At 45.0% G+C, this 22,920-nt stretch carries 22 protein-coding genes and 1 other RNA gene; 15 read left to right on the forward strand and 8 right to left on the reverse strand.

Annotated elements, in window-relative coordinates:
• The first annotated feature begins 293 nt into the window (after positions 1-293).
• The 4 genes from leuO to ilvN all read left to right on the forward strand — a co-directional run bounded on the left by leuO (position 294) and on the right by ilvN (position 5,926).
• Positions 294-1,253 (forward strand): transcriptional regulator LeuO, encoded by a 960-nt coding sequence (gene leuO, locus AACT18_RS05680; protein WP_026027287.1) that lies wholly within the window; start codon positions 294-296, stop codon positions 1,251-1,253.
• A gap of 197 nt (positions 1,254-1,450) precedes the next feature.
• Positions 1,451-3,259 carry an AMP-dependent synthetase/ligase gene (locus tag AACT18_RS05685; RefSeq protein WP_026028312.1) on the forward strand — a complete coding sequence of 603 codons (1,809 nt, stop codon included), beginning with the start codon at positions 1,451-1,453 and terminating at the stop codon, positions 3,257-3,259.
• A 431-nt stretch (positions 3,260-3,690) separates the two neighbouring features.
• Positions 3,691-5,430: an acetolactate synthase 3 large subunit gene (locus AACT18_RS05690; protein ID WP_088732859.1), complete on the forward strand. Its 1,740-nt coding sequence runs from the start codon at positions 3,691-3,693 to the stop codon at positions 5,428-5,430.
• A 1-nt stretch (position 5,431) separates the two neighbouring features.
• Positions 5,432-5,926, forward strand: coding sequence for an acetolactate synthase small subunit (gene ilvN / locus AACT18_RS05695; protein ID WP_010319822.1), 495 nt, complete (start codon positions 5,432-5,434; stop codon positions 5,924-5,926).
• An 82-nt stretch (positions 5,927-6,008) separates the two neighbouring features.
• On the opposite strand, the gene serA is transcribed toward ilvN, so the two are convergent.
• The 5 genes from serA to AACT18_RS05720 form a co-directional block, all read right to left on the reverse strand.
• Positions 6,009-7,238, reverse strand: a complete 1,230-nt coding sequence (gene serA, locus AACT18_RS05700; RefSeq protein WP_026028313.1) for a phosphoglycerate dehydrogenase — start codon at positions 7,236-7,238, stop codon at positions 6,009-6,011.
• A 263-nt stretch (positions 7,239-7,501) separates the two neighbouring features.
• A complete protein-coding gene (gene rpiA / locus AACT18_RS05705) occupies positions 7,502-8,158 on the reverse strand; it encodes a ribose-5-phosphate isomerase RpiA (RefSeq protein WP_010319820.1) in 657 nt (218 codons plus the stop codon).
• Between the two features lie 64 nt (positions 8,159-8,222).
• A complete protein-coding gene (locus AACT18_RS05710) occupies positions 8,223-8,813 on the reverse strand; it encodes a 5-formyltetrahydrofolate cyclo-ligase (protein ID WP_026028314.1) in 591 nt (196 codons plus the stop codon).
• Positions 8,814-8,815: 2 nt separating this feature from the next.
• A non-coding RNA gene (gene ssrS, locus AACT18_RS05715) (6S RNA) lies at positions 8,816-9,000 on the reverse strand.
• Between the two features lie 20 nt (positions 9,001-9,020).
• A complete protein-coding gene (locus tag AACT18_RS05720) occupies positions 9,021-9,329 on the reverse strand; it encodes a cell division protein ZapA (protein ID WP_010319818.1) in 309 nt (102 codons plus the stop codon).
• A 243-nt stretch (positions 9,330-9,572) separates the two neighbouring features.
• Between AACT18_RS05720 and AACT18_RS05725 the strand changes: the two genes are divergently transcribed.
• From AACT18_RS05725 to AACT18_RS05735, 3 genes are read left to right on the forward strand one after another with little or no spacing between them, the layout of a single operon-like run.
• Positions 9,573-10,148: a YecA/YgfB family protein gene (locus AACT18_RS05725; protein WP_017046479.1), complete on the forward strand. Its 576-nt coding sequence runs from the start codon at positions 9,573-9,575 to the stop codon at positions 10,146-10,148.
• A 12-nt stretch (positions 10,149-10,160) separates the two neighbouring features.
• Positions 10,161-11,342, forward strand: coding sequence for a 2-octaprenyl-6-methoxyphenyl hydroxylase (ubiH, locus tag AACT18_RS05730; RefSeq protein WP_176428368.1), 1,182 nt, complete (start codon positions 10,161-10,163; stop codon positions 11,340-11,342).
• A 12-nt stretch (positions 11,343-11,354) separates the two neighbouring features.
• Positions 11,355-12,584 carry an FAD-dependent 2-octaprenylphenol hydroxylase gene (locus AACT18_RS05735; RefSeq protein ID WP_081245346.1) on the forward strand — a complete coding sequence of 410 codons (1,230 nt, stop codon included), beginning with the start codon at positions 11,355-11,357 and terminating at the stop codon, positions 12,582-12,584.
• A 74-nt stretch (positions 12,585-12,658) separates the two neighbouring features.
• Here the strand turns inward: AACT18_RS05735 and AACT18_RS05740 are convergent, their stop codons facing one another.
• Complete coding sequence (locus AACT18_RS05740; RefSeq protein WP_010319814.1) at positions 12,659-12,865, reverse strand: DUF1107 domain-containing protein; 207 nt, start codon at positions 12,863-12,865, stop codon at positions 12,659-12,661.
• 639 nt (positions 12,866-13,504) lie between these two features.
• Entirely contained in the window at positions 13,505-14,476 is a 972-nt protein-coding gene (gene ygfZ / locus AACT18_RS05745; protein ID WP_094124696.1) for a tRNA-modifying protein YgfZ, read from the reverse strand.
• A 147-nt stretch (positions 14,477-14,623) separates the two neighbouring features.
• Here ygfZ and AACT18_RS05750 point away from each other — a divergent pair, with 147 nt between their 5' ends.
• Positions 14,624-14,884: an FAD assembly factor SdhE gene (locus AACT18_RS05750; protein ID WP_010319812.1), complete on the forward strand. Its 261-nt coding sequence runs from the start codon at positions 14,624-14,626 to the stop codon at positions 14,882-14,884.
• Positions 14,832-15,281 carry a protein YgfX gene (locus AACT18_RS05755; protein WP_331415636.1) on the forward strand — a complete coding sequence of 150 codons (450 nt, stop codon included), beginning with the start codon at positions 14,832-14,834 and terminating at the stop codon, positions 15,279-15,281. Before AACT18_RS05750 ends, AACT18_RS05755 begins: the two co-directional genes overlap by 53 nt.
• Positions 15,282-15,335: 54 nt before the next feature.
• Here AACT18_RS05755 and nadB read toward each other — a convergent pair whose 3' ends face one another.
• Positions 15,336-16,943 carry an L-aspartate oxidase gene (gene nadB, locus AACT18_RS05760; protein ID WP_017046483.1) on the reverse strand — a complete coding sequence of 536 codons (1,608 nt, stop codon included), beginning with the start codon at positions 16,941-16,943 and terminating at the stop codon, positions 15,336-15,338.
• Positions 16,944-17,348: 405 nt separating this feature from the next.
• On the opposite strand from nadB, the gene rpoE reads away from it, so the two are divergent.
• The 6 genes from rpoE (at position 17,349) to lepB (ending at position 22,917) form a co-directional block, all read left to right on the forward strand.
• On the forward strand, positions 17,349-17,921 hold the full coding sequence (rpoE, locus tag AACT18_RS05765; protein ID WP_026027282.1) for an RNA polymerase sigma factor RpoE: 573 nt from the start codon (positions 17,349-17,351) through the stop codon (positions 17,919-17,921).
• A 34-nt stretch (positions 17,922-17,955) separates the two neighbouring features.
• Positions 17,956-18,579: a sigma-E factor negative regulatory protein gene (locus tag AACT18_RS05770; RefSeq protein ID WP_094124697.1), complete on the forward strand. Its 624-nt coding sequence runs from the start codon at positions 17,956-17,958 to the stop codon at positions 18,577-18,579.
• Positions 18,576-19,556, forward strand: coding sequence for a sigma-E factor regulatory protein RseB (gene rseB / locus AACT18_RS05775; protein WP_017042688.1), 981 nt, complete (start codon positions 18,576-18,578; stop codon positions 19,554-19,556). The genes AACT18_RS05770 and rseB overlap by 4 nt, the downstream gene beginning before the upstream one ends.
• Complete coding sequence (locus tag AACT18_RS05780) at positions 19,553-20,023, forward strand: SoxR reducing system RseC family protein (RefSeq protein ID WP_017046485.1); 471 nt, start codon at positions 19,553-19,555, stop codon at positions 20,021-20,023. Before rseB ends, AACT18_RS05780 begins: the two co-directional genes overlap by 4 nt.
• Positions 20,024-20,135: 112 nt before the next feature.
• On the forward strand, positions 20,136-21,929 hold the full coding sequence (gene lepA / locus AACT18_RS05785) for a translation elongation factor 4 (protein WP_026027281.1): 1,794 nt from the start codon (positions 20,136-20,138) through the stop codon (positions 21,927-21,929).
• Between the two features lie 91 nt (positions 21,930-22,020).
• Entirely contained in the window at positions 22,021-22,917 is an 897-nt protein-coding gene (gene lepB / locus AACT18_RS05790) for a signal peptidase I (protein ID WP_094124698.1), read from the forward strand.
• Positions 22,918-22,920 lie beyond the last annotated feature (3 nt).

The raw sequence follows: 22,920 nt of genomic DNA on the forward strand, positions 1-22,920 counted from the left end.
TATCAAGGTGAAGGCTTGTTATTCATCACTTGATTCAATGTTTTGAATAAAATGCATAAATTTTTCTGTTTTATGGTTTTTTATAAAAATACATCGTACTGATAAATAAGGACAATCTTTTTGTTTGGATAAAAAAAACTGATATTTTATCAATCTTGTTGCCAATCGATAAATGCTTAGCAGATAGTAGCCTCCACCCAGTTGTGTCTGGGTAAATATAATAAATGGCAGGTTATCTATTCTAAAAAATTACTTTTACGGTATTGACGATAACAACAAGAGGCGTCCCAAAAATGTTAGATAAAAAAGATGCAATGAGCGCTATTGCTAGTTACCGCATGGAAAGCACATTACGTGGTGTAGATTTAAACCTGCTGACGGTTTTTGATGCAGTAATGCAAGAGCAAAATATTACCCGTGCCGCTCATAATTTGGGTATGTCTCAGCCAGCAGTCAGCAATGCTGTAGCGCGTTTGAAGGTAATGTTTAATGATGAACTGTTTATGCGACAAGGGCGAGGTATTCAACCTACTCAACGTGCACGTCAACTGTTCGGTCCGATGCGTCAAGCACTGCAATTAATCCGTAATGAACTGCCAAGTTCGGTGTTTTCTCCTGAAACATCAACCCGCTTATTTAAATTAGCGATTTGCAGTCCTTGTGATATGCGTTTCGCGCCGAAAATTATGTCATCAGTTCATGAACAAGCGCCTTTGGTCCAACTTCATCTTGATGCGGAATTTAACCGTTTGTTAGCCGAGCGTATGCGTTACCAAGAGATCGATTTTGTGATTGATTACGCGCGTTTTGATGAACAAGGGTTCTCCAGTACGGAAATTTTCCAAGATGAATTAGTGGTGGTGGCATCTAAGTCTCATCCACGCATCAATGGCTCTGTTAACGCTGATAGCCTAACAGCTGAAAAGCATGCGAAGTTATCTCGCATCCATGGGCAACGTAGTTTTTCTGAGCAAGCATATCGCGAATTAGACTGTGTTCCTTATTATGAAGGGACCAGTTTGAGCAACGTGCTTTATGTGGTCGGACAATCTGAGTTGGTGACGATTGCACCTCGTTGGATGGTTGAGAATGCGGCTAACCGAGATCAGTTACAAATCCTCGATTTCCCATTTGCAAATGGTCAAATCAGTGGTTATCTCAGTTGGCATGAGTCTAGTGAAAAAGACAAAGGCCATATTTGGCTGCGTGATCAGTTAATGATGATTTGCGGCGAAGTTGTTGCATTAAACTAACGTTTACCCGTTAATTTGTACGGTGATCTAAACTTAGTGATACTCCTCTTTGAGCCTTGAATTGGTTATATCCATTCAGGGCTTTTTTGTCTGTAGAATTAATTGATAACTTTGACATCCGTCAGTTGCCTTTTTTGCTTCTAAATGTACACTTGTGCGCTCAAAAAGCTTACATGTGTAAGCTACAGGTAAAAAAGATGCCCAATTTAAATTTCCATATCGTAAAAAGAATTCGTGAACAGATTGTCAAAGGTGGCGAGTGCATTGCTCTAAAACACAAAATAGAGAAAGAGTGGCATGGGATCAGCTGGAAGCAATTTGGTCAACGTATCGATGCGATGTCACTTGCACTTTTAACGCAAGGTATAAAAATCCAAGATAAAGTCGGGATTTTTTCGAATAACATGCCGCAGTGGACAATAGCTGACTTGGCTACTTTGCAGTTAAGAGCCGTTACGGTACCTATTTATCCAACTAATACGCCAGCGCAGGCCAGTTATATTATTCAAGATGCTGATGTCAAAGTGCTCTTGGTCGGTGAACAGGCACAATACGATGCGGCACTGGATTTTTTTGATGAGTGCGAACAGCTTGAATTAATTGTCGCCATGAGTGATGGCATTGATCTAAAAAGTTTTCAACATGGCATCCATTGGCAGACTTTTATTGAACAAAATACAGATGGCCAGCAAGCGGAATTAGAGTCTCGCCTTGAACAGGCGAATATGGATGATCTGCTGACGCTCATCTATACCTCTGGCACCACAGGTCAACCTAAAGGCGTGATGCTTGATTACCGTAATATTGGCGCTCAGCTTGAAGGGCATGATGAGCGGTTAAACATCTCTAAGGATGATGTGTCACTCTGTTTTTTACCATTGTCACACGTGTTTGAACGGGCGTGGACTTTTTACATTCTTTACAGCGGTGCAACTAACTGTTATTTGCAGGATACGATGCAAGTACGTGATGCATTGAGTGAGCTAAAGCCAACGGTAATGTGTGCCGTTCCTCGCTTCTACGAGAAAATTTTCTCCGCTATTCACGAAAAAGTCTCGAAAGCGCCGTTGCATCGAAAAGTGCTGTTTACTTGGGCGGTCAATATGGGGGCTAAGATGGCTCTTTGTCATCAAGAAAAGCGCCAACCATCCTTCATGCTGAAAAAGAGTTACGCGTTAGCGGATAAAATCGTGTTGTCTAAATTGCGTGCATTGCTTGGTGGGCGGATTAATTTCATGCCTTGCGGTGGCGCGAAATTAGATGAAACCATCGGCCGATTTTTCCATGCCATTGGCATTAACGTGAAGTTGGGTTATGGCATGACGGAAACCACAGCAACGGTTTCTTGTTGGGATGACCGGTGTTTTAATCCTGATTCAATAGGCATGTCGATGCCAGGAGCTCAGGTCAAAATCGGTGACAACAATGAAATTCTTGTTCGCGGACCAATGGTTATGCGCGGCTACTATAAAATGGCAGAAGAAACGGCGTTAGCATTCGATGAACAAGGTTTTCTCAAAACAGGAGATGCTGGGCACATTGATGAGCAAGGTAATGTCTTCATCACTGATCGTATCAAAGAGCTGATGAAAACCTCCGGTGGTAAATACATTGCGCCACAAGTTATTGAGGGAGCGATTGGTAAAGATCACTTTATTGAACAGATTGCGGTGATTGCTGACACACGTAAATTTGTATCGGCTTTAATTGTACCTTGTTATGACAGCTTGGAGGTTTACGCCAAAGAGCTCAACATCAAATATCATGACAGATTAGATCTTATCAAGAACAACCAAGTGGTTGAGATGCTGGAAAAACGAGTCAATGATTTGCAAAAAGAGCTAGCCAAATTTGAGCAGGTGAAAAAGTTTAAATTATTACCTAAGGCTTTTTCAATGGACAAAGGTGAGCTGACGCCGACTCAGAAACTGCGTAGAAAAGTCATTAGTGATCGTTACCAAGATGAAATCGAGGAAATGTACAAAGAAAAGACTAAAGGTGAGTAAGATTATCTTAAGATAGTTTTTTCATTGTTTAAAAATCCTCCACTTGCTTTTCAGATAAAGCGTGGGGGATTTTTTATATTACGACGGAAGTTAAACCTCGCTTCCTCATAACGCTACATTGCTGCATGGTAATATTTTTTGCTTTATTTTTGCTAATTACTCATGGATTGAGCTGTTTTTAATACCAGTTTTACGATAGTTACCTAATAAAATTCCATTTAACCAAACATTTGCCAAAGTGTGCGCTATTTGGCGTTCGACCCGATGATAAGAAAGAGTTACAGTTGTTGCGTTACCTTGTTTTTTGTTATGACAAAAGCAAGACATAGCCGAAAGTGGAAAGTTTTCGAATTAGGCTACAAATAAGCCCTAAACTATGTAAAACCAGGCCCATTGACTGACCATGTGTTGGGTACTGGTAAGGAGAAAAAATGGCAACGCAATCCAATCAACAGATGTTATCTGGCGCAGAGATGGTGGTTCAATCTCTGATCGAAGAAGGTGTAGAGCAAATATTTGGATACCCAGGTGGTTCCGTTCTTGATATTTACGATGCGCTGCACGCAAAAACCGACCAAATTAAACATGTCCTTGTTCGCCACGAGCAAGCGGCCACGCACATGGCAGATGGCTATGCTCGAGCAACCGGAAAAACGGGTGTGGTACTTGTTTGTTCTGGCCCAGGGGCGACGAATACCGTCACAGGGATTGCTACCGCTTACATGGACTCAATTCCAATGATTGTTATTTCAGGCAACGTGCCAAATAACCTCATTGGTAACGATGCGTTTCAAGAATGTGACATCGTTGGGGTTTCTCGTCCGATCGTCAAACACAGTTTTCTTGTAAAAAAAGCTGAAGATATTCCTGAAACCATTAAGAAAGCCTTTTATATTGCCTCAACAGGGCGCCCGGGGCCGGTCGTGATCGATCTGCCTAAAGATGTGATGAATCCTCAGATCAAACTCCCTTACACGTATCCTGAGTCGATCAAACTGCGCTCATACAACCCAACTACTTCTGGTCATAAAGGGCAAATTAAAAAGGCGCTAAAAGCGTTGTTAGCAGCCAAAAAACCCGTATTGTACATTGGTGGTGGCGCTGTTATTTCAGGCGCAGATCAGCACATTTTACAACTGGCTGAAACGCTCAATTTACCCGTAGTCAGCACGTTAATGGGGCTTGGTGCTTTCCCTGGGACGCATAAAAATGCGTTAGGCATGCTTGGAATGCATGGCATGTATGAAGCCAATATGGCGATGCACAATGCGGATTTGATTTTCGGTATTGGCGTGCGTTTTGATGACCGTACAACCAATAATCTAGAAAAGTATTGCCCGAACGCTAAGATCATGCACATTGACATTGATCCTTCGTCGATCTCTAAAAATGTGCCAGTCGATCTGCCGATAGTGGGATCAGCCGAACAAGTACTGGAAACTATGCTGCAATTGCTCTCTGAGCAAGGTGGCTGTAATGATTCGCAGGCGCTTGAACTATGGTGGCAAGATATCCAAAGCTGGCGCGACCGCCAATGCCTAGCTTATGAGAAATCCAGCGAACGCATTAAGCCGCAGCAAGTGATTGAAACTTTACATAAACTGACTAATGGAGACGCATATGTGGCCTCCGATGTTGGTCAGCACCAAATGTTCGCCGCACTTTATTATCCATTCAATAAGCCTCGTCGTTGGATCAACTCTGGCGGTTTGGGCACCATGGGATTTGGTTTACCCGCTGGAATGGGGGTTAAATTTGCCATGCCAGAAGAAGAGGTAGTGATTGTCACTGGGGATGGCAGTATTCAAATGAATATCCAAGAGCTTTCCACCGCGTTGCAATATGATATTCCAGTGAAAATTATTAACTTAAACAACCGTTTTCTTGGCATGGTAAAACAGTGGCAAGATATTATTTACCAAGGACGTCACTCTAATTCTTATATGAGTTCTGTTCCCGATTTTGCAGCAATTGCAGAAGCTTATGGCCACGTTGGCATCCGTATCTCACAGCCTGATGAACTTGAAGCCGGGCTTAAAAAAGCACTCGATATGAAAGATCGATTGGTTTTTGTTGATATTAATGTGGATGAAACGGAGCACGTCTACCCAATGCAAATTAAAGGCGAAGGGATGGACAAAATGTGGTTAAGCAAAACGGAGAGAACATAATATGAGACACATTATTTCAATATTAATGGAAAACCAATCGGGAGCTTTGTCTCGCGTTGTTGGTCTATTTTCTCAACGTGGTTATAACATTGAATCACTAACGGTTTCGCCAACCGATGATGCAACATTGTCACGCTTAAACATCACCACTAAGACCGATGAAATGCAACTTGAACAAATTCAAAAGCAACTGCATAAGTTGATTGATGTGCTTAAAGTGCAAGAAGTGTCTGAGTGTGAACACATTGAACGTGAGCTGATGATGGTGAAAGTCAAAGCCAGCGGCTTTGCGCGCGCCGAAGTGAAACGTACGGCTGATATTTTCCGTGGGCAGATCGTAGATGTCACTGCGGCGCAATATACTGTGCAGCTTGCTGGAACCAGCGAAAAACTCGATGCCTTTATTCAAGCGTTGTCGGAAGTCACTGAAGTAATCGAAGTCGCGCGAAGTGGCGTGGTAGGTATTGCTCGCGGGGAGCGAGCGCTTAAAGCTTAATTTACCGAGCTCCCTATCGAAATAAGGAAGGCCACATTTTATGTGGCCTTTTTGTCGTTTGGTGCTTTTACTGGAGAAGTGCTTAGTGAAGAATACGCGCACGAATGGTGCCGCTGATGCTTTTCAGCTTAGTCAGAGCTTCCGCAGAGCGAGCGGTTTCTACGTCAATCACTACATAACCGATATCCGCTGACGTTTGTAAATATTGAGCGGCGATATTGATCCCTTCTTCGGCGAAGATGGTGTTGATTTGTGTCAGAATACCCGGACGGTTTTCGTGAATATGCAGTAAACGCGAACTATCACGGTGAATTGGCAGCGATACTTCAGGGAAGTTCACGCTTGATAAGGTTGAGCCGTTATCTGAATATTTTGCCAACTTACCGGCTACTTCAATACCGATATTTTCTTGTGCTTCTTGAGTTGAGCCACCAATGTGCGGTGTCAGAATGACATTATCAAAATGCATCAGTGGGGATTCAAAAGGTTCAGAGTTTGTGGCGGGTTCTTCTGGAAATACATCTATTGCCGCGCCAGCTAGATGGTTTGATGCCAATGCATCGCAGAGTGCGGGAATGTCGACTACCGTTCCGCGTGCTGCGTTGATAAAGATAGAGCCAGGCTTCATGCGTGCAAACTCTTCTTTACCCATCATATTTTTAGTATCTGGAGTTTCAGGCACATGCAGAGAAATGACATCACATTTATTCAGTAGTTCACTCATGGTATGTATTTGCGTTGCATTACCGAGTGAGAGTTTGTTTTCTATGTCATAGAAATAGACTTGCATACCGAGGTTTTCGGCAATGATACCGAGCTGGGTACCAATGTGGCCATAGCCAATAATACCTAAGCGTTTACCGCGTGCCTCATAAGAGTTATCAGCACTTTTTTTCCAAATACCACGATGTGCCAATGCATTTTTTTCAGGAATCCCACGCAGTAGTAGCAGTGTTTGGCCTAAAACGAGTTCAGCAACACTGCGAGTATTCGAAAATGGTGCATTAAAGACAGGAATACCGCGTTTTGCGGCTGCATTCAGGTCAACTTGGTTGGTGCCAATGCAGAAGCAGCCGATAGCAACCAACTTCTCTGCCGCGTTGATTACCGCTTCAGTCAAATTAGTGCGCGAACGAATTCCGATGAAGTGAGCATCTTTCACCGCTTCGAGCAGTTGTTCATCACCCAGAGAACCTTTGTGATACTCAATATTGCTGTAACCGGCAGATTGCAGTACTTCAACCGTTGAAGGGTGTAGCCCTTCGAGGAGTAAGATTTTGATTTTGTCTTTTTCGAGTGAAACTTTGGCCATTATTCTCGTCCTTAAAAATGGGAAGGTGGGCAAACACGGCGCACATAAAGCAAAAGGGCTAATGTAAAGAGGAAGATTAACCATTTTGTTGGAAGACAAACGTTTTCCTTGTGCGTCTTCTGACCAATAAAGTAACAAACTTTTTTTGTTTTGGGTAAGAAAATTACGAAATAAGGCATGATTTTCTAGGGCATAGCGAAGAAAAACGGCACCCATGGGTGCCGTTTGTAATGAAATAACGGAAAGTAGCCTTATTTTGTGACTTACTCTTCGATTTTGGCACCATTTTCCGTGCCAGTGATGACGACATCAGCACCTCGGTGAGCGAATAAACCAACGGTTACTACGCCGACAATCCCATTAATTTTATCTTCTAATGCTTTGGCATCAGTAATTTTTAATCCGTGCACATCCAAGATAACGTTACCGTTATCCGTTATTACGCCATGGCGATAGGCTGGATCACCACCAAGTTTAACCAGTTGACGTGCCACATAAGAGCGCGCCATTGGGATCACTTCAACTGGAAGTGGGAATTGACCTAGAACATCGACCGCTTTTGTACCATCAACGATACAAATGAATTTATCCGCAATCGCGGCAACGATTTTTTCTCGAGTGAGCGCAGCGCCGCCGCCTTTGATCATATCGCGCGCAGGGTTGATTTCATCTGCGCCATCAACATAAATATCGAGTTGATCAACATCATTGCAGTCGAACACTTCAATACCTAGGCCTTTTAGCTTCTCTGTTGAGGCGATAGAACTTGAAACCGCACCTTTAATATCATCTTTAATCGAACCCAGTGCATCAATGAAGTGATTCACCGTTGAACCCGTACCCACACCAACGATGCTGCCTTTTTCTACATATTTGAGTGCGGCCCAGCCGGCGGCTTTTTTCATTTCATCTTGAGTCATGCCAATCTCCTGATATCGATTTATAGTGACGGTAATGTTGCGGGGCGATTATAGCCTCAATAATTTATGATTCCCATTGCCAGATTTGGCTTGGAGTCACTATTTGAGGTAAAGGTATATCCCATGCTTCGCTCGGCAGATGAGTCACTTGTTGGCAATCATGAGCTAAGCCTATGGGTAGGGCACCTTTACCCGTTTTAAACCAAGCTTCTAACGTACGATCATAATAGCCGCCGCCCATCCCGAGCCTTTGCCCTGTTTGATCAAATGCCACCAATGGTGTGCAGATGATATCTAGCTCATTTACTGGTTTGATCAATGTTTGATTGAGCTTGGGTTCGGCAATGCCGTATTTATTTCGCGTCATTATGGTTTGAGCATCATAGCGCAAGAACAATAAATTCCCACTCGAGAATGGGTGTAAAACGGGAAGATAGGTCTGTTTGCCTTGTTGCCATAACCACGCTATGAGCGGTTGTGTTTCAAGCTCACCATCGGTTGCCAAGTAGAGGGCAATGTGCTGACTCGTTAAAACTTCAGGCAGTGTTGAAAAACGAGAGACAAGTTCAATTGAAGCGTGTTTTTGCTGCGCAGGTGATAGCTGTTTACGCCGCTGGCGGATGACTTGACGAAGTGTGTGTCGAGTGTTTTGCATAAGGATACCCCAGAGTGCCGTTGCGGATTTTGGCCCTTGAACCAGCTGGTTCAAGGCGGATCAGCAATGGTAACCGCAGGCTTCTCGGTACGAGCCGAGCTTGCTCAATAGCTACCAAGTACTAACCCTTTGGTGTTGCTTATCGGCTCAGGGACTTAAATCCGGCTGACAAACACTCTAGGGTAAATTTGGTTACGCTGGTAAAGACTACTGCTGTCCTAGCTTCACTTTACTGATGGCATCTTCAAGAGATGCAGCGAGCTGTTCCATGCGCTCGGTTAATTGATTTTGTTGGCCTAGGCTCTCATTGTTTTTGGTTTGCAATTCATAACAAATGTTGAGCGCAGCAATCGTGAGTAGCTTTACCTCATTGGTAACTTTAGTACGCTCTGCCATCTCTTTCAATCGGTTATCAAGATCTTGCGCCGCTTGGATTAAAGACTGCTCTTGTCCCGCAGGGCAATTCACACGAGTCAATTTTCCTAAAATTTCTACGTCTACCGCTTGATTACTCATGATGGATGAACTCTTATCGCGCTGTCTAAGATGGTGCCACTCACATGCCCATCGAGGTGGAAACTATAGGTAAAGCGGCCCTAAGATTCAAGCTTTTCAAAGCGAGCAGTAAAAAATGAGGGACTAAAAACACAGTTATTAGGCAAATTGAGTAAAAGCTACCCACAATTAACGCTTTGAGCATTTTCGCATTGGAAGCTAAGTGGTAGGATCGCGCTTATTTGATTTTATTACGAGCTTCCCATGAGCGAAAAAAAACTACCGGATTATCTTTCTCTTGCCACTGCCCTTCAATCTGCAGCACTGGCGGTTAACCCTGCTGAGTTGCATGGGTTGCTAACGGGTATGCTGGCCGGTGGTCTGGGCTTAAATGATAAGAGCTGGCAGCCACTTATTTTTGATTACACTAACGAAGGTATGGGTTGGCCAGATCGTCCGTTGACATTGGCTGAACAAGTACTCACCTTTACAATCGAAGAGCTCACTGGTAGCGGGATGGAGTTGTCACTACTGTTGCCAGATGAAGAGGCGAGTGCCAGTGTATTTGATTTGGCTGATGGCGTAGCCGACTGGGTAAATCACTTTATTTCTGGGCTTGGCTTGATTGGGGTTGTTTTGAAAAAAGCGTCCGCAGAGACTAAAGAGGCCTTGGCTGATCTAGAAGAAATTGCCAAGCTCGGTATCGATGAAGAGGATGACTTAGATGAGCAAGCTCAACTTTTGGAACACGTCATCGAGCATATAAAAGCTTGTGTGTTAACAATTCATGCTGAATTTGGTATCAAACCTCTACAAGAAACTCAGCCGACCGTGCATTAAAGAGAGATGACTGTGAAGCAATTTGATGTGATTATCGCTGGTGGGGCGATGGCCGGTGCAACACTGGCGTTGGCCTTAGATACGCTTTCTCAAGGAAAGCTTGCGATTGCTGTGGTCGAAGCGCATCCGCTGGATGGTAAGCTCGCCCATCCCGGCTTTGATTCGCGTTCAATTGCTTTATCCTACGGTAGCGTGCAAATTTTGCAGAATCTCTCCTTGTGGCAGTCGCTACAAGAGGTCACCACCCCAATTACACATATTCATGTGTCGGATCGGTCTCATATTGGGATGACTGATATCACTTGCCAGCAACTCGATTTAGAAGCATTAGGTTACGTGGTTGAATTAGCCGATGTTGGGCAGATTTACGCGCAAAAAATGCAGCAGAGCCCGCATATTGAGTTATTTTGCCCAAGCGCGGTTCAGCAAGTGGAACGCAGTATGGATAAGGTCACTGTCACCCTTAACGATCAACGAACGATCCAAGCTAAGTTATTGGTCGCAGCTGATGGGGCTATATCGACCTGCTGCGAGCAAATCGGCCTCATCCAACAAGAGCATGATTTTGAACAGGTCGCGGTTATTGCTAATGTTGTGAGCTCAAAAGCTCACCAAGGACGAGCGTTTGAACGATTTACCGCCGATGGTCCTGTCGCGTTATTACCAATGAGTGATAATCGACTCTCTTTAGTTTGGTGTTTACCTCCCGCGAAAGCCCAGCAAGTTTTTTCACTCAGTGATGAGGTTTTTTTAGCACAGCTTCAAGATGTGTTTGGTTGGCGTTTAGGGCGAATGAATAAAGTGGGCACTCGTGCCTGCTATCCATTACAACTGCGTTATCGAGAGCAGAACATTTCACATCGTTTTGCCATTGTGGGCAATGCCGCTCAGACATTACATCCGATTGCGGGACAAGGTTTTAACTTAGGTATTCGAGATGTGGCAAGCTTGGCGGATGAGCTTATCAAGCAGCAAGCCGATGTTGGCTGCTATCGCGGTTTACAAGCTTTTTCCCAACGCCGAGAAGCGGATCGTGATGCCACCATTAAGCTGACATCATCCCTGGTGCATCTCTTTTCCAATGATTGGTTAACCACTCGTATTGGTCGCAATGTAGGCCTCATGGTGATGGATAATTTACCGTGGCTGAAAATGCCGCTACTGCGCCGAACGCTTGGCGTAGTGAATAGATAAAAGGGTCTGTATATGATGCAAAGTGTCGATATTGTCATTGTGGGTGGCGGAATGGTTGGCCTTGCACTGGCCGCCGCATTAAAGCATAGCGAACTGCGCATCGCCGTGATTGAGGGCCGAGTACCTAGCCTTGAACTGGCAGAGCTGCCGGATGTGCGAGTCTCCGCCTTAAGCCGTTCCAGTGAAATCATGTTGCGAAACCTTGGTGCATGGCAAGGCATCATTTCTCGTCGCGCTGCGCCTTATTCGGCGATGGAAGTGTGGGAACGCGATAGTTTTGCGCGGATCGAATTTAGTGCCAATCAAATGACTCAGCCGGATCTGGGACACATTGTTGAGAACCGCGTCATTCAATTAGCCTTACTCGAACAAGTACAAAAGCAAGCGAATGTGACACTCTTTATGCCCGCTCAATGCCAATCGTTGGCTGTCGGAGAAAGTGAAGCGTGGCTAACGCTCGATAACGGTCAATCACTCACCGCAAAATTGATAGTAGGAGCCGATGGCGCAAACTCTTGGGTTCGTCAGCAGCAAGACATTCCATTAACCCATTGGGATTATGGACACAGTGCGCTGGTGGCAAATGTCCGCACGGTGGAACCACATCAATCGACGGCAAGGCAAGTGTTTACACCACAAGGTCCGCTGGCCTTTTTACCTATGTCTGATCCTCATATGAGCTCAATCGTTTGGTCTACAGAGCCCAACCGAGCGCAGCGCTTGCTCAGCCTGTCTGAGCTCGAATTCAATAAGATACTGACCGCTGAGTTTGATCATCGTTTAGGTTTGTGTGAGGTGGTCGGTGAACGTGCTGCTTTCCCACTTAAAATGCGTTATGCCCGAGATTTTGCTTTACAACGAATCGCACTCGTTGGTGATGCGGCGCACACCATCCATCCGCTAGCCGGGCAAGGTGTTAATTTAGGTTTACTTGATGCTGCAAGCTTAGCTCAAGAACTACTTGCGTTGTGGCATCAAGGTGAAGATATTGGCTTGCTCAAAAATTTGCGAGGTTATGAACGTTGGCGAAAAACAGAAGCAGCCAAAATGATTGCCGCGATGCAAGGTTTCAAAGATCTTTTTGAAGGTGATAACCCGGCGAAGAAACTGATCCGTGGCATTGGCATGCAGTTGGCTGGACAACTTCCTGGAGCCAAAGATGAGATTATGAAAAGAGCACTGGGTTTAAAAGGTGATTTACCTGATCTTGCCAAGAGTAAAATGGTGCTGCTTGAGCCCTAACAGTGATTAACCTAATGATGGCAAAAGGGCTGGCTTATGGCCAACCCTTTTAAAATTCTTTAATGAAACTCGTATTATGCGTAGGCGCAGCGTAGTCTCATGATTTCCTGATTCACTTCCTTCACCGTCTGAAAGTGGCGCTTGTCTGCGCGCTCTGGCAAGATCAGTTTGCCATTATCGAATTCAAATTTTCCAACCCCGTAAATATAGATTCTTCCTTTAAAAAGCCGACTTACGTGTTTAGCTATCATACCTGGCGTATAGCGCTTAAACAGTCTCATACTTCGATCCTTCTGTTATTCTAACACTGCAAATTATAAATAAATTGCGCCTCTAATAGTGTGATTGCCATAGAGGAATATGCAGTTATTGATGACTCTTTTGGATATTTGTGCTGCCGTAGGCAAAATGTTGGATAAATACCCATGTTTGCGTGATTATCTCCTCAAAATAGTGCTAACAAAAAATGCTCAGTGCACCATTCACTTGGTGCATATTAAGCACGACAAATATTACACTTTAAAGAATAGCTGCTGTTTATGGAAAGTGTTAAATTTTGGTTAAGAATAGCCTAAAAAAAAGCCCGCTTAAATAATAGGCGGGCGAATAGTCACAGATGCATTACACAAAAAGTGGATGTCCTGAAACAATCAGTGGATTCACTTTTTTGCTGGTCAGGACAACTTCTCGTTTGTCCTGACCAGCATTGTTAAGAGTACGTCAAAATAAACCTGATGACTATTTATGTTTCAATAATGACTAAAAATTCACCTCTAATGTTGTGTGATTTAGAGAGCGATCACGCGTCAATGTAATGGATTACATTGTTGCATTCTTTTTCCTGAAATTTATTCGAGATAGGCGAGTGTTAGAAAGCATACGCCTCGTAAAGAGGCGCATGGTCAATATGAGGAAGAAGCTTATTCGTCAGTAAGAGAGTAGGGGAGAGCTTGCATAAACCAACGAGTGTTTGGTTGGCTTGCAAGACGAAACTCAGTTTCTGGCTCGAGATTGTTTGGTAAGACTATTAAACCGATAGCGGTATTATCAGCAAACGTGTAATGAACCATTAATTGCCCAGCACTACGCCAGTTTTCTCCAACTGAGCGTTCGATCATGATTGGTTGATCATTACTTAGCGGTTGCTCAATGTTGCCTTGAAGGATGTACATTGCACGCTTATTAATACCTCGATATTTAGCGCGAGCGACGGTTTCTTGGCCTGTATAACACCCTTTATTAAAGCTGATACCATTAAAGGCCTGAAGATTAACGGCTTGCGGTATGTGCTCATTTTGATCCGCTTGACCAAGGATGGGGACTGCTTCTTCGATATCAAAGCGAGTCCACGTTTCCTCGGTGACTTTCAGTGCTTCACTTTGCGTCATGAGCTGTTGCGCGGTTTGCTCTGAAACAAGTAATAGCCAACGTTGGGATGAAATTTTGATGGCGCTACCACCGTCAATCAAACGCACCTCACCTTCATCTGTCGTTAATGTGTTGATATATTGCTCAGCTTGTTCGCCCATAACGCCCAGTGCGACGTCTTGACTCTGGCTGATATTGACCTTAGAAAAAATAGCGTATTTTTTCAGCTCTCTTAATTCAGCCTCTATCGCTGATAAAGGCTGGAACATCGCATAACCATCGTGATGATGGAACAGGCGAAAGACGGACCATACTTTGCCTTTCGCATCACAATGGGCGCCTAAGGTTGACTGTGTTGGTTCAAGAGTGACGACATTACAGGTCACTTGGCCTTGCAAATAGGCTTTTTTATCATTGCCTGAAATGATGATAGCGCCCCAGGATGCAAGATGAGTCAGCATCAGTGGTGGAAGTGAGCCATTGGCGGTTACTGCGAGAGGTGTCAATGTGTTTTGCCAGTCCATAGTCGTTACCTAAAGAGAATCTTGAGCCCCATGTTAATCCGGAAATTTTTTTTTGTCAGCTTGAACAGGGACTGTGACTCATCTACTAGTTGTATCTTCATCCAGTTGATACACTCAACGCAAATAAACATAAGGTGAGGAAAACCGATGTACACCACTGAAGAAAAAGCAAGAATCAAGTGGGCATGCCGTCGTGGAATGTTAGAGCTCGATGTGGTTGTGATGCCGTTCTTTGAAGAGTGCTTTGATTCTCTGAATGAAAATGAGCAACGAGATTTCGTTTCCCTACTTGAGTCTGACGACCCTGATCTATTTACTTGGATCATGGGGCATGGTCGTAGCGAAAATCTTGGGCATGCGGCCATGGTGGATAAAATTGTTGCCCACAACCTCAGTAAAGTGCGTTAATTTCGTATTATTTCCTTCCCATTTTGCCCGCATTACTAACTTCATTTTTTTGATGATAGCCGTGTGGGCATTATTGATATCGCCGATTCCACTTGTAACGCTCCCCTTATTTTACGCACCTCTTATCACCGCGCAAAAGAGTACCTCACTGTTAGTCCCTAGCTTAATCGGCCAATTCAAGCTCACGAGTCACGGTGAGTGGCAATGTGCCGACCAGAACCTGTCCATTGAAAAGGTTTCTACACAGTTTGCGTTTATGGTGTTGATCATTTATGCACAACAAGGTAAGCGCTATCTAGTGTGGCGCGACAGTTGTGTGGAAGCGGATTATCGCCGTTTATTGGTGCAGCTTCGGCAGGTTACCCATAACCAATCACCAACAATAAAGGAGCGATAAATGCTCCTTTATTCATTCGGTCAACTTGACGCTAACAGATGATCGTTGGCGAGGTTACTCGTCTGGCGTTAGGATCGTTGGGCCACTATTTTCGGCTAACTCTGGATAATCGAGCGTGTAGTGCAAACCGCGGCTCTCTTTACGTTGCATAGCACAACGCACCATCAGCTCTGCCACTTGCAGTAAGTTACGCAGCTCAAGCAGGTTATTTGAAACGCGGAAATGACTATAGTATTCGTGGGTTTCTTGTTGCAGTAATTGAATGCGGCGTAGTGCTCGCTCTAAGCGCTTATCTGTGCGGACAATCCCCATGTAATCCCACATAAATAGGCGCAGTTCATGCCAGTTATGTTGGATTACGACCTCTTCATCAGAGTTATTGACCTTACTTTCATCCCAACCGGGTAAGCTTGGTGGGAGCTGAGCCGTTGGTAATCCTTTTAAAATATCCTTTGCCGCTGACCAGGCATAAACGACGCATTCTAATAGAGAGTTCGACGCCATTCGGTTAGCACCGTGCAAACCGGTGTAGCTAACTTCTCCGATAGCATACAGGTTATGCAGATCCGTTTTACCTTGTTTATTGACAATAACGCCACCACAAGTGTAGTGCGCCGCAGGAACAATCGGAATCGGCTCTTTGGTCATATCAATGCCCAAATCCATCAAGCGTGTATAAATGGTTGGGAAATGTTTTTCAATAAAATCGGCCGGTTTGTGGCTGATGTCCAGATACATACAATCAGCACCTAAACGCTTCATCTCATAGTCGATGGCGCGAGCCACGATATCACGAGGAGCCAATTCGGCACGTTCATCAAAATCGAGCATGAATCGTGAACCGTCTGGGCGTCTTAAAAAAGCGCCTTCGCCACGTAGTGCTTCTGTTAGTAGGAAATTACGTGCTTCAGGGTGGAAAAGACAAGTTGGATGGAATTGATTGAACTCAAGGTTCGCCACTCGGCATCCTGCACGCCACGCCATTGCGATACCATCACCTGAGGAAACATCAGGGTTAGAGGTATATTGATACACTTTTGAGGCGCCGCCCGTGGCTAAAACGACAAACTTAGCGCGGATCGTTTCAACGTGTTCCTCATTGCGGTTCCAAATATAAGCGCCAACCACTCTTTTTTTATCACCACCGATTTTATCTTCGGTGATTAAATCCAGTGCATTGTGACGTTCAAGGATAGTAATGTTGGGGTGATTATGAACATTGTCTTGCAAGGAGGTTTGCATTGCCATGCCAGTGGCGTCAGCCGCGTGCAAGATGCGGCGATGACTATGGCCGCCTTCACGAGTTAAGTGATAGCGAGGTGCTTCATCACTGTCATTCTCTTCTCTGTCAAAAGGAACGCCGCCATCAATGAGCCACTGAACACACTCTTTAGCATGCTCGGCGATGAAACGGACAGTATCCTCTTCACAGATCCCTGCGCCCGCAATTTGAGTGTCTTCGACGTGTGACTCAATACTGTCTGATTCGTCAAAAACAGCAGCAATCCCCCCTTGGGCGTAATAAGTGGCACCTTCACTGCGTGGTCCCTTACTCAGTACAATGACTTTACTGTGTTTTGCTACGCGTAGTGCGAGCGATAAACCCGCTGCGCCACTGCCTACGACTAATACATCGCATAGATGTTCACGGTTTGCGTTCATAAAACTTTCAAATTCCCGAACTAGAGTAGAGTTGTCCAACTCTCATTTTAAATATGCATTGCATCTATCTATACTCTTGAAGTGATTCAGCCGCAAGGTTTATCCACTAACGGTATCGCTATGGCTTCAAGCCAATAGCAGTAGAGAAAGATTTGATGCAATACTTTGTAAATGCCATTGTCTTTCGTCTTATCGACCCTCACTATATTGGGGATCCCCTATAGTGAAATTAGATCACATTTATTGAATAATGCTTGGCAAATATTTTTAGACAGAATGGAACTTTCTATTCTCCCCTGAGTCACAATAGTGCTCATGTAAGCGGTGGTGTCAATACTACATTTTGCATAATGAATGCCCATATCTGAGAAGGTAAGGGGAATAACAATAGGAGTACAGGCTCGAATGAACGAGCAGCTGACCGATCAAGTATTGATTGAGCGAGTTCAGAGTGGAGATAAGCAAGCATTTAACCTTTTGGTTTTAAGGTACCAAAATAAAGTCTGCAACCTTATTTCTCGGTATGTGAGCAATTCCGGAGATGTAGCCGATGTCGCACAAGAAGCGTTCATCAAAGCGTATCGGGCTATCCCAAGTTTTCGCGGAGAGAGTGCCTTTTACACTTGGCTATACCGTATTGCTGTTAATACCGCTAAGAATCACATTGTAGCCCAAAGTCGTAGACCGCCCGCTAGCGATGTTGATGCTGAAGATGCTGAATATTACGAAAGTGGCAACGCATTAAAAGAAATATCGAACCCTGAGAACATTACGTTGTCGAAAGAATTGCAGCGGGTCGTTTTTGGTGCGATAGAAGCGTTGCCTGAAGATTTGAAAACTGCGATGACCTTGCGTGAACTGGATGGTTTAAGTTACGAGGAAATAGCAGAAGTCATGGATTGTCCTGTAGGAACGGTGCGTTCTCGCATCTTCCGTGCTCGTGAAGCGGTAGAAAAGAAGATTAAACCTCTTTTATAGCGCTCAAACTGGTAACGAAAATGGTGAATAAATAATGGCTGACAAAGAAAGACTTTCAGCACTCATGGATGGGGAAATGGTCGATAAAGCGCTCATTCAAGAATTAGAGCTCGACCAAGAAAGTTTGCAAACGTGGAAAAATTACCATTTGGTTGGTGATGTGATGCGTGGAGATGCCCCAGTCCGAGCTGAGTGGGATATTGCACAGAGCGTTGCGCTAGCATTGGATGACGAACCCGCACACAGTCGTTTACAATCTGCTTCGGTTATTGATTTTCGTGATGCAAGCCGTGAGTCTCAGCTGACGCCAGCTCAAGCTCGTCGGCAGTTACCGGCTTGGCTTTCCCAATTTGGCCAGGTTGCGGTTGCTGCGTGTGTGTCGTTTGTGGTGATTTTAGGTGTTCAACAATACGGTGGCCGTGATTCAGGGGTGAATCAAAACGACCAATTACCCGTACTGCAAACCATTCCGTTGGCTGGCAGCGCAGAGCCAGTGAGCTTAACGCGTGATTCAGTAGAGCGCCAAACCAGCGAAAGCCGCGTGCAAGAACAACGTCGCCGCGTAAACGCATTATTGCAAGACTACGAGCTGCAACTTCGCCTGAACAGTGAAAGTGCAAGCCCACATAACGATGTACTTGAATCGGTAGTTGAATGAATAAATTCCTGATCAGTGCACTGGCGCTGTTCAGTTTGAACTCTACATTAGCCTTTGCAGAAGACCAACCTGCAGAGGCTTTGTTGCTTCAAATGAACGAGGCCAGTCAGCATTTAAATTATGAGCTGTCTTACATTCTGATTAAGAAAAACAGCATCGATCCACTGCTGTATCGTCATGCAAGTCAAGGCGATCAGCAATTTGCGCATCTCGTTTATCTCAGCGGCCCGATCCGTGAAGTGATTCGCCGTGGCAATGAAGTGAGCTACATTGAACCTGGGGTAGAACCGTTCACCATTGAGTCAAGCACTATGGTTGCGCCGACGATTCCGATGCTAACCAGCAATGTCACCGAATTAGGCCGTTACTACGATTTCGTCAAAGTTGGCCGTGCACGTGAAGCGGGTACGGCTTGCCAAGTGGTACGAGTGGTGCCGAAAGATGGCTTACGCTATTCCTATATTTTGTGGGTAGATGAAACCAGTAACTTGCCATTGCGAGCTGATTTAGTCGATCGCGACGGCGAGGTGCTTGAGCAATATCGCACTATCTCTTATGCCATTAGCGACAAATTAGCGCAGGCGATGCAAGGGCTAAATGACGTTGAGTTACCCGAGGTATTAACGTTACCGAAAGGCAACCTTACGGAAAGTTTTTGGCAAGTGAGTTGGAAACCTGAAGGCTTTGAACCCAAAGAGCTTAACCGTTACCGCATGGCGATTACTGAGCGTTTGGTAGAGAGCCAGATGTTCAGTGATGGGCTATTTAGTTTTTCTGTCTATATTTCCGATAGTGACAACCATTCGCTGAAAGGCCAACTGGTTCGTCAAGGTCGCCGTACCCTGCATAGTGTGGTGAAAGGAAACAATGAAATCTCAGTGGTCGGTGATATTCCACCGGCAACGGCGCAGCGCATTGCTCAATCGGTGACGTTTGTCCAGCCTGCGGCGCCCTCAACAGAGGCAACCAAACCATGATGACGGCGTTAGCAACAGTCACCGCTGTTCAACCTGATGCTAAAGGGTTTCACGTTGAACTCAGTTGTCAGCAGCAGACAAGTTGCAGCAGTTGTTCGTCCTCCAAAAGTTGTGGTACTGGGATCGTATCGAAAGCGATTGGTAACAAAGCGCTGTTATGGCAACTCGATACGAAAAAACCAGTGAAGCAAGGCCAGACGGTTGAAATCGGTTTCCCCGAAAAAAGCTTGCTTCAATCGGCAGCCTTAGTGTATTTGGTGCCGCTTTTTATGATGATGTTCGGCGCTTGGCTGGGTGAGAGCCTCTTGGCCCCTTGGCTCGGTTTAGGTGAGGGCATCGTGATCATCACGGCCGCTGTTTTTATCGCGCTGGGGATCGGAATTGCCAAACGTTGCTCTGTGGTTCTTGAAAAACGATCGCAGCAAGAGGTGGTTTTGGTCCGAGTCCTTGGTGAACCTATCGCCTAATTTATGATGCGAACCCTACCGAAATTGGGTAGAATCGGCCAACTTTATGGAAACGCCGCTTGATGTGGCTTTCTTATGTCCCTTTTTTCAAGAGTTTAGTCATCCCAAATCTATGAAGCACATTCGTAACTTTTCGATTATCGCCCACATCGACCATGGTAAGTCGACCCTATCTGACCGTTTGATCCAAGTTTGTGGTGGATTAAGTGATCGTGAAATGGAATCTCAAGTTCTAGACTCTATGGACCTTGAGCGTGAGCGTGGCATCACCATCAAAGCACAGAGTGTGACGCTCGATTACAAAGCAAACGATGGCGAGACATACCAGCTCAACTTTATCGATACTCCTGGACACGTTGACTTTTCTTATGAAGTTTCCCGTTCTTTAGCCGCCTGTGAAGGTGCTCTATTGGTGGTGGATGCTGGTCAAGGCGTTGAAGCGCAAACATTGGCTAACTGTTATACCGCCATTGAAATGGACCTTGAAGTTGTCCCAATCCTAAATAAGATTGATTTGCCAGCCGCAGAGCCTGAACGCGTAGCGGAAGAAATTGAAGATATCGTCGGCATTGATGCTATTGACGCAGTGCGCTGCTCTGCGAAAACAGGCCTTGGCGTGGATGAAGTGCTAGAAAAAATCGTTTCTGGTATTCCGGCTCCTGAGGGCGATCCTGCTGCGCCGCTGCAAGCGTTAATCATCGATTCTTGGTTTGATAACTACTTAGGTGTTGTCTCTTTAGTGCGAGTGAAAAATGGTGCGCTGAAGAAAAATGACAAGATTAAAGTGATGAGCACAGGCCAAACTTGGGGTATTGACCGTTTAGGTATTTTTACGCCAAAACAAGTCGACAAAACCATGTTGAACACTGGTGAAGTGGGCTGGGTGGTTTGTGGTATTAAAGACATTCTCGGCGCTCCTGTAGGTGATACTCTGACCAGCGCGAAAGATCCGTGTGAAAAAGCATTGCCAGGCTTTAAAAAAGTGAAACCGCAGGTGTATGCGGGGCTTTTCCCTGTCTCTTCTGATGATTACGAAAACTTTCGTGATGCGTTAGGTAAACTGAGCCTAAACGATGCCTCGTTATTCTATGAGCCAGAAAGTTCGGCCGCCCTTGGTTTTGGTTTCCGTTGTGGTTTCTTGGGTATGCTCCACATGGAGATTATTCAAGAGCGTTTAGAGCGCGAATACGATCTTGACCTTATCACCACTGCGCCAACGGTAGTCTATGAAGTGAAGAAGACCGATGGCACGATGCTTTATGTTGATAGCCCTGCTAAATTGCCTGCGGTGAACGACATTGAAGAGATTCGTGAACCGATTGCGCGTTGTAACATTTTGACCCCTTCTGAATATTTGGGTAACGTCATTATGTTGTGCGTTGAAAAACGTGGCGTGCAGGTTGATATGGTCTATCACGGTAACCAAGTAGCCTTGACTTATGATGTACCGATGGCCGAAGTGGTGCTTGATTTCTTTGACCGCTTGAAGTCAACTTCTCGTGGTTATGCATCACTTGATTATGGTTTCCAACGCTTTGAAGCTTCAAGCATGGTCCGTGTGGATATCTTGCTAAATGGTGACAAAGTGGATGCGCTAGCCATCATCACTCACAAAGACAATTCGCAAACGCGCGGTCGTCAAGTGGTTGAGAAAATGAAAGAGTTTATCCCTCGCCAAATGTTTGATATCGCGATTCAAGCGGCGATCGGTAACCACATTATTGCTCGTTCAACCGTGAAGCAGCTGCGTAAAAACGTACTGGCGAAATGTTACGGTGGTGATATTAGCCGTAAGAAAAAACTGCTTAAGAAGCAGAAAGAAGGTAAGAAGCGCATGAAGCAAATTGGTAATGTTGAGTTGCCACAAGAAGCCTTCCTTGCCATTTTGCACGTAGGTAAAGATTAAGCATTGCTTTGTTCTTATGCATGCAGCAGTCACCATTTAAGTGAAAGAGTTTCGGCTCTTTCACTTTCGTATTTTTAGATAAGGGAACTCCATGGCGAATACATTTTCACTCATCTTGGTGATCGTCACATTAGTGACTGGCATAGTTTGGGTGCTGGAGAAGTTGGTGTGGGCGAAAAAACGTCAACAGAAGATGGCCGCTATTGAAGCGCAAACCAACGGCTTGGATGACAAACTCAGCGCCAAAATTTCCGCGCAACCTTGGTGGATTGAAAACAGTGTTTCCATCTTCCCTGTGATTGCTTTTGTGCTGGTGCTACGCTCTTTTGTGTACGAACCTTTTCAGATTCCATCTGGCTCAATGATGCCGACGTTGCTGGTGGGCGACTTCATCTTAGTTGAGAAATACGCTTACGGTTTGAAAGACCCAGTATGGCGTACTCAACTGGTCGAAACTGGTAAACCAGAGCGTGGTGATGTCGTGGTGTTTAAATACCCGCCGCAACCAAGCATTGACTACATCAAGCGCGTGGTCGGCATGCCGGGCGACACAGTTCGTTATAGCAGCAACAAAGAGATTTGTATTCAAGCTCAAGGTTCAACAGAATGTAAACAGGTCAAACTGTCCAATGTTGAAGAGAGTGAGTTCAACCAAAATGGCATCCCTTTAATTCAAGTGAATGAAAAGTTAGGTCAGGTTGAACACCAGATTTTGATCAATCCATTGCGTCGTGATCGTGTTGATGCTTATCAGCCACGCCATGGCGTTAATGAATGGGTTGTTCCTCAAGGTCAGTATTTTGTGATGGGTGATAACCGTGACAACAGTGCTGATAGCCGTTACTGGGGCTTTGTTCCAGAAGCAAACTTAGTCGGTAAAGCGGTCGGTATTTGGATAAGTTTTGAATTTGAACGTGGTGCCGATAGCGTTTTACCTTCGTGGATCCCAACTTGTGTGCGTTTTAACCGCATTGGTGGCATTAACTAGGCT

It is taken from the genome of Vibrio sp. V04_P4A5T148, from assembly GCF_963875605.1.
Lineage (GTDB): Bacteria > Pseudomonadota > Gammaproteobacteria > Enterobacterales > Vibrionaceae > Vibrio > Vibrio anguillarum.